A 6,160-nucleotide genomic window follows, 5' to 3' on the forward strand; every position below is an offset into this window, starting at 1 on the left:
GCATGGCCAATATTTCCATTCGCAACGTCAGCAAGTCCTATGGCGCGCTCAACGTGCTCAGGCCGTTTTCGCTTGAGATCGAGAACGGCGAGTTCGTGGTGCTGGTCGGGCCTTCCGGCTGCGGCAAGTCGACGATGCTGAAAATCCTCGCCGGCCTCGAACCGGCAAGCGAAGGCCAGATCTTCATCGGCGACAACGAAGTGACGGATCTGGCGCCGGGTGACCGCGACATCGCCATGGTGTTCCAGAACTACGCGCTTTATCCGCACCTCACCGTTCGCCAGAATATCGGCTTCGGCCTCAAGATGCGCGGCACGGACAAGACCGAGATCGACCGCCGGGTTGATGATGCGGCGCGCATTCTGGAAGTGACACCCTATCTCGATCGCAAGCCCAAGGATCTCTCGGGCGGCCAGCGCCAGCGCGTGGCGCTTGGCCGTGCCATCGTGCGCCAGCCGCAGGCCTTCCTGATGGACGAGCCGCTGTCCAACCTCGATGCCAAGCTGCGCGTCCACATGCGTGCCGAAATCGGTGCATTGCACAAGCGCATCGGTGTCACCACCGTTTATGTGACGCATGATCAGGTCGAGGCGATGACGATGGCGGACCGCGTCGTCATCATGCAGGGCGGCATCATCCAGCAGATCGCTGCACCCGACGAGCTTTTCAACAATCCGGCCAATCTTTTCGTAGCCGGTTTCATCGGCTCGCCGGGCATGAATTTCCTCAATGCGGGACTGCGTGACGGCACTGTTACCCTGTTTGGGCAACAGGTCTCCCTGCCGGGTGCCGTCGGCCGCCAGGGCAGCGTGATTGTCGGCCTGCGGCCGGAACATCTCGTTCTGGGCGATGCGCCGGTCACTTTCGATGTCCGTCCGACGCTGGTGGAAAGCCTCGGATCGGAAAAATACGTCTATTTCGATGCGGAGGGTGCAAGGGTCGCGGATGGCGAGGAGGGCAAGTCCAAGGGGCTGATCGCCCGCGTCTCGCATACCGGCAGCCTTCCCGGCAATGAGGCGCTCCGGCTCGGTTTCGATCCGGCCCAGCTTTATCTCTTCGATGCAAAGACCGGAGCACGGCTATGATCCTCGTCACCGGATCGGCAGGCCGTGTCGGCCGTGCCGTTGTCGCCGCTTTGCGCACACAGGGCCGCGCCGTTCGCGGTTTTGATTTGAGGCCATCGGCAACCGGCGGCGAGGAAGTCGTCGGGTTGCTGGAGGATGCGCAGGCATTGTCCGAGGCAATCAAGGACGTGAGTGCCGTCCTGCATCTGGGCGCCTTCATGTCATGGGCTCCGGCGGATCGTGACCGCATGTTCGCCGTCAATGTCGAGGGCACGCGTCGGCTTCTGGACGCGGCGTCAGCAGCTGGCGTGCGGCGGTTCGTTTTCGCTTCGTCGGGTGAGGTCTATCCGGAAAACCGGCCGGAGTTCCTGCCGGTCACCGAGGACCATCCGCTTTGCCCCAATTCGCCCTATGGTCTGACCAAGCTTCTGGGCGAAGAGCTGGTGCGCTTCCACCAGCGAAGCGGCACCATGGAAACGGTGATCCTGCGGTTTTCGCATACGCAGGATGCGACGGAACTGCTGGATGAGGAGAGTTTCTTTTCCGGTCCCCGGTTTTTCCTGCGGCCGCGCATTCGCCAGCAGCAGAATTTCGGAAACACTGCCATCGCCGAACTGCTCCAGTCCCGCGATATCGGTGAGCCGTCGCACATTCTGGCGCGCAATGAAAACGGCCGGCCGTTCCGTATGCATATAACCGATACGCGCGACATGGTGGCGGGCATTCTGCTTGCTCTCGATCACCCCGGGGCGGCGGGCGGCACCTTCAATCTTGGCGCCGATGAACCGGCCGATTTCGCCGCGCTTCTGCCGAAAATTGCGGCGCTGACCGGCCTGCCCATCGTGACAGTCGATTTTCCCGGCGACGGCGTTTATTACCATACGTCCAACGAGCGGATCAGAAACACTTTGGGGTTTGAAGCGGAATGGACGATGGACCGGATGCTGGACGACGCGGCGGCCGCAAGGCGGCAGCGACTCGCGAAGGAGCAGAGGCAATGAAACCGGAGACGCCGGGCGGCACGGCGGCACTGGCCAAGGGCCTGACCCTGCTCGACATGGTCGCCGATGCGCCGGAACCGTTGCGTTTTGCCGAGCTGCTGCGCGCCTCCGGTCTGCCGAAGCCGACATTCGCGCGCATCCTGCGCACCCTCATCGCTTATGGCCTCGTCCGTCAGGATGAGGCTCGCGGCACCTATGTGCTGGGCCAGCGTTTTCTGGAAATGTCCCATAAGGTCTGGGAGAGCTTCGATCTCGTCTCGGCGGCGACACCGGAACTGGAGCGGCTGGCCGCCGAACTGGGGGAGACGGTTGCGCTGTGCCGGCTTGACGGCACCATGACGCAATATCTCGCCGAACGCTCGCCGAACGGTCTTTCGGTGCGCGTCGAGGTGGGACGCCGTGTTCCCCTGCATTGCACCGCACCGGGCAAGGCGCTGCTCGCCTTTCAGGACCCCGCCGTTGGCCGCGCGCTGCTGGATCGCCTGACGCTCGATCTGCAGACACCTAAAACCATTACCAGCCTCGATGCGCTGCAGGCCGATCTGACGCTGACGCGGGCGCGGGGCTATTCGATTTCCTACGAGGAGCATCTGCCGGGCGTGAATTCGGTCGCCGCCCCTGTCATGGGCCGTGACAATACGCCGATGGGCGTGCTCGTTGCGCTCGGGCCGTCGTCGCGGCTGGATTCCTCCAATATCCATCCCGCCGGGCGTGAATTGATTGCTGCCGCCCGCCGCATTACCGGTGCAGCCGGGGCCGTGGCGATCAGCTCGCGGCCGCGCCCGCGTTCGGCAACGGGCCGCCCCAGCGCCGAACTCAGCTGTGTTCTGCCATGGGGTGCACAGCTGGGGGAAAGCCCGGTCTGGCACGAGGGGGAAAACGCGCTCTACTGGGTGGATATTCTGCATCCGGCGGTGCACCGCTTCGATCCCGCCACCGGCCGCAATGAAACCTGCGAGACCGGCAAACTGGTCAGCGCCGTCATTCCGGTCACCGGCGGGCGATTGCTGGTGGCGTCGCAGGATGGCGTCGAATGGCTGGATTTCGCCTCCGGCCGGCTGACCCCCTTCGTCAGCCCGGAGGCGGGCATTGCCGATAACCGCCTGAACGATGCCAAATGCGGGCCGGATGGCGCGATCTGGGTCGGCTCGATGCGCATCGATGCCTCCAAGCCCACGGGGGCGCTTTATCGCATCAATGCCAATGGCGCATCCGAGCGCAAGGAAGGCGGCATCATCGTTTCCAACGGTCTCGGCTGGAGCCCTGATGGCAGGACGTTCTATTTCGTCGATACCGTGCCCGGCCTCATCCACGCCTATGATTGTGATCCGGCGACGGGTGCCTTGTCACAGCGCCGTGAATTCGCCCGCATTCCGGTGGCCGATGGCCGACCGGATGGTCTGGCCGTAGATGCGGAAGGCGGGGTCTGGTGCGCCATCTGGGATGGCTGGTGCGTGCGCCGTTATCTTCCAAACGGCAAGCTCGACCAGGTGATCGACATGCCGGTGCCGCGCCCTTCCAGCATCGCCTTTGGCGGGCCGGACCTGTCGACGCTGTTCATCACCAGCGCCCGCACGCGCCTGCCTGCCTCCACACTCGCCGATGCGCCGCTCTCCGGCGGCCTGTTTTCCTGCCGCCCGGGAATTGCCGGCGCGCACATATCGCTGTTTGAAGGATAGAGGATGCGTCTCGAAAGCGTCTTTGGATTGACGGGCCGCACGACGCTGGTCACCGGTTCCAGCCGTGGAATAGGCGCTGCCATTGCCGAGGGGCTGGCGGGCGCGGGAGCCCATGTCATCCTGCATGGCGTAAAGCCGGGTGCCACCGCAGCCGTGCAGCACCGGATCGTCGCAGGCGGCGGCACGGCGCAGGAACTGGCGGGCGATCTTTCCGAACCCGGTGCCGGTCGTGACCTCATCGAACGGGCCGAGGCGATAGCACCGGTCGATATTCTTGTCATCAATGCCAGTGCCCAGATCAACGCCGTGCTTTCGGAACTGACACCGGACGATCTGGCCTTTCAGCTGGCGGTCAATCTGGGCTCGACGGTGGATATGCTGCAGGCGGCCCTGCCGCGCATGGCGGCCCGCAAATGGGGCAGGGTGGTTTCCATCGGGTCGGTCAATCAGCTGCGGCCAAAGGGCATCGTCACCGCCTATGCCGCCACCAAGGCTGCGCAGCATAATCTGATCCAGAGTCAGGCGCGGGATTATGCGCGCGACAATGTGTTGCTCAACACACTCGCGCCCGGCCTCATCGACACCGACCGCAATGCCCATCGTCGTGATGAGGACCCCGACGGCTGGGCTGAATACGTCCGGACGCTGAACTGGATGGGCCGTGCCGGGCAGCCGGAAGAAATGGTGGGTGCCGCCATCTTCCTGTCGTCGCAGGCCTGCAGTTTCATGACAGGTGAGACTATCTTTCTCACCGGTGGTTCGTGACGCAGATCGGATGACGCTCCAACCGCATGCGGCCGGCGATCCGCTGTGGCGACCAGTCATGGATGATCCGCTCAATGACCGATGGGGCATATCGGAAAAACGTGCAAGCGTGGGTAGCGTAGCTCCGCGCTCCCGCGCCACTTCGTTGGCGGTCACGCCATAGTAGCCGCTCAGACCTAGCATCTGTGGATCCTCAAACGCATTCCGCTTGAGCTCGCCAACGGCAATATCGATGCGACCATTATCGATGCGATCGCCAGAGCATGGGCGATCAAGAATTCCGGCCTTCCTCTCGAAATTACGCCGGATTTCGTCAACCATGTCCAGAAAGGTTTCGCCATCAAGAAGGGCAAGCCCGAACTGGTCAAGGCGGCGAACAAGGCGTTCGCCGACAGCACCTACGCGAAACTGACGTTTTGGAGAATTTTTTGGACATCCTACCCCAAGTGCATCACGCCTGTTTTGCAGGGTAGGGGATCAGGCCTCCTCCTGCAAATGGGCCTTGAAGGCCTCGGCCGGGGTTCTATAGTTCAGGCACTTTCTCGGCTGGTCGTTGAGAATGTGTGTGAGCTGGTTCAGCGTCGCCTGCGACATTTGATTGAGGTCTGTATCCGGCGGCAGGAAACGGCGGATGCGCTTGTTGGCGTTTTCCACCGCACCTTTTTGCCAGGGCGCACTCGGATCGCAGAACCAGCTTCGTGCGCCAATGCCATCTTCCAAAGCCCGGAATGCGGCAAACTCCGTACCGCGATCAAAGGTGAAGCTTTGACGCGCGAAGGCGGGCAGGGAAGAGAATGCACGAATGATCTTGTCCATGATCGGACGCGAGTGCCGGCTCGGGTTCTTGATCAGGACGGTATAGCGGCTTTTGCGCTCAACGAGTGATGTGACATTGGCATGGCCAAACGGACGCTCGAATATGATGAGGTCGCCCTCCCAATGACCAAACTGCGATCTGTTTCCAATGAAATCAGGCCTTTGGCCGATACGATGGCTTGCTGGAAAAGCACCATTGTGCGGTTTTCTGGAGCGGAGAGGACGACGCTTGCGGCGCGCTTCCGGCAGATATTGATAGAGGCCGAGCGCATAATCTTCCTTGCTGTAAATGAACCGGTAGATGGTTTCGGCGGACACGCGAACAGGGCTTATTCCCTCCGACAGCAGACGCCCGGCGATCTGCTCGGGAGACCATCGAGCCTTGAGTTGACGGATGACGTCGGCTCGCAGATCCGGATGGCGTCGCAGCTTGCGCAAGCGTCTTCGTCGCTCGCGGGTCAGTTGATCAGCGATCGTCCCGAAGTAACCGGTGTACTGGGGAAGCTCACGGTCATGGAAGGTGTTGCGACGGATTTCGCGATAGATGGTTGAACGATGACGTCCCAGCCGCCGGGCCATCTCATTGATCGCGACTTTCTGATCAACGAGACGGTGAAGAAGGCGACGATCGGCGAGGGTCAATTGCTGATAACATCCGGACATGCCAAAATCTCCAAAATGAAGCCATTGAAATTACTGGCATGTCGCACTTGGAATTAGAATGTACCCGGCTACAAACGATGTGGCGGGGGAGTTGAAACGTCCGCCGATGTGCAAAGTAGAAATGTCCAATTTGGGTGTCCCGGCCATTTAGACATGCGACACTGACACCGCG

The 6,160-nt window shown here is 61.8% G+C and carries 5 protein-coding genes; 4 read left to right on the top strand and 1 reads right to left on the bottom strand.

Going from position 1 to position 6,160, the window contains the following annotated elements; all coding sequences use genetic code 11:
• Window positions 1-2 precede the first annotated feature (2 nt).
• Genes ACI2KA_RS23760 through ACI2KA_RS23775 form a run of 4 tightly spaced genes read left to right on the top strand, consistent with a single transcriptional unit; the run spans window position 3 to window position 4,509 of the window.
• Entirely contained in the window at window positions 3-1,085 is a 1,083-nt protein-coding gene (locus ACI2KA_RS23760) for an ABC transporter ATP-binding protein (RefSeq protein ID WP_404504917.1), read from the top strand.
• Complete coding sequence (locus ACI2KA_RS23765) at window positions 1,082-2,065, top strand: NAD-dependent epimerase/dehydratase family protein (RefSeq protein WP_404504918.1); 984 nt, start codon at window positions 1,082-1,084, stop codon at window positions 2,063-2,065. The genes ACI2KA_RS23760 and ACI2KA_RS23765 overlap by 4 nt, the downstream gene beginning before the upstream one ends.
• The gene (locus tag ACI2KA_RS23770) at window positions 2,062-3,744 is read left to right on the top strand and encodes an SMP-30/gluconolactonase/LRE family protein (RefSeq protein WP_404504919.1); all 1,683 of its coding nucleotides are present in this window, start codon (window positions 2,062-2,064) and stop codon (window positions 3,742-3,744) included. Before ACI2KA_RS23765 ends, ACI2KA_RS23770 begins: the two co-directional genes overlap by 4 nt.
• A gap of 3 nt (window positions 3,745-3,747) precedes the next feature.
• Window positions 3,748-4,509 carry an SDR family NAD(P)-dependent oxidoreductase gene (locus tag ACI2KA_RS23775; RefSeq protein ID WP_404504920.1) on the top strand — a complete coding sequence of 254 codons (762 nt, stop codon included), beginning with the start codon at window positions 3,748-3,750 and terminating at the stop codon, window positions 4,507-4,509.
• Window positions 4,510-4,986: 477 nt separating this feature from the next.
• On the opposite strand, the gene ACI2KA_RS23780 is transcribed toward ACI2KA_RS23775, so the two are convergent.
• Window positions 4,987-5,988: an IS30 family transposase gene (locus ACI2KA_RS23780; RefSeq protein WP_404504921.1), complete on the bottom strand. Its 1,002-nt coding sequence runs from the start codon at window positions 5,986-5,988 to the stop codon at window positions 4,987-4,989.
• Window positions 5,989-6,160 lie beyond the last annotated feature (172 nt).

This window comes from Agrobacterium sp. NPDC089420 (assembly GCF_044900305.1).
In the GTDB taxonomy this organism is placed as follows: Bacteria; Pseudomonadota; Alphaproteobacteria; order Rhizobiales; family Rhizobiaceae; genus Agrobacterium.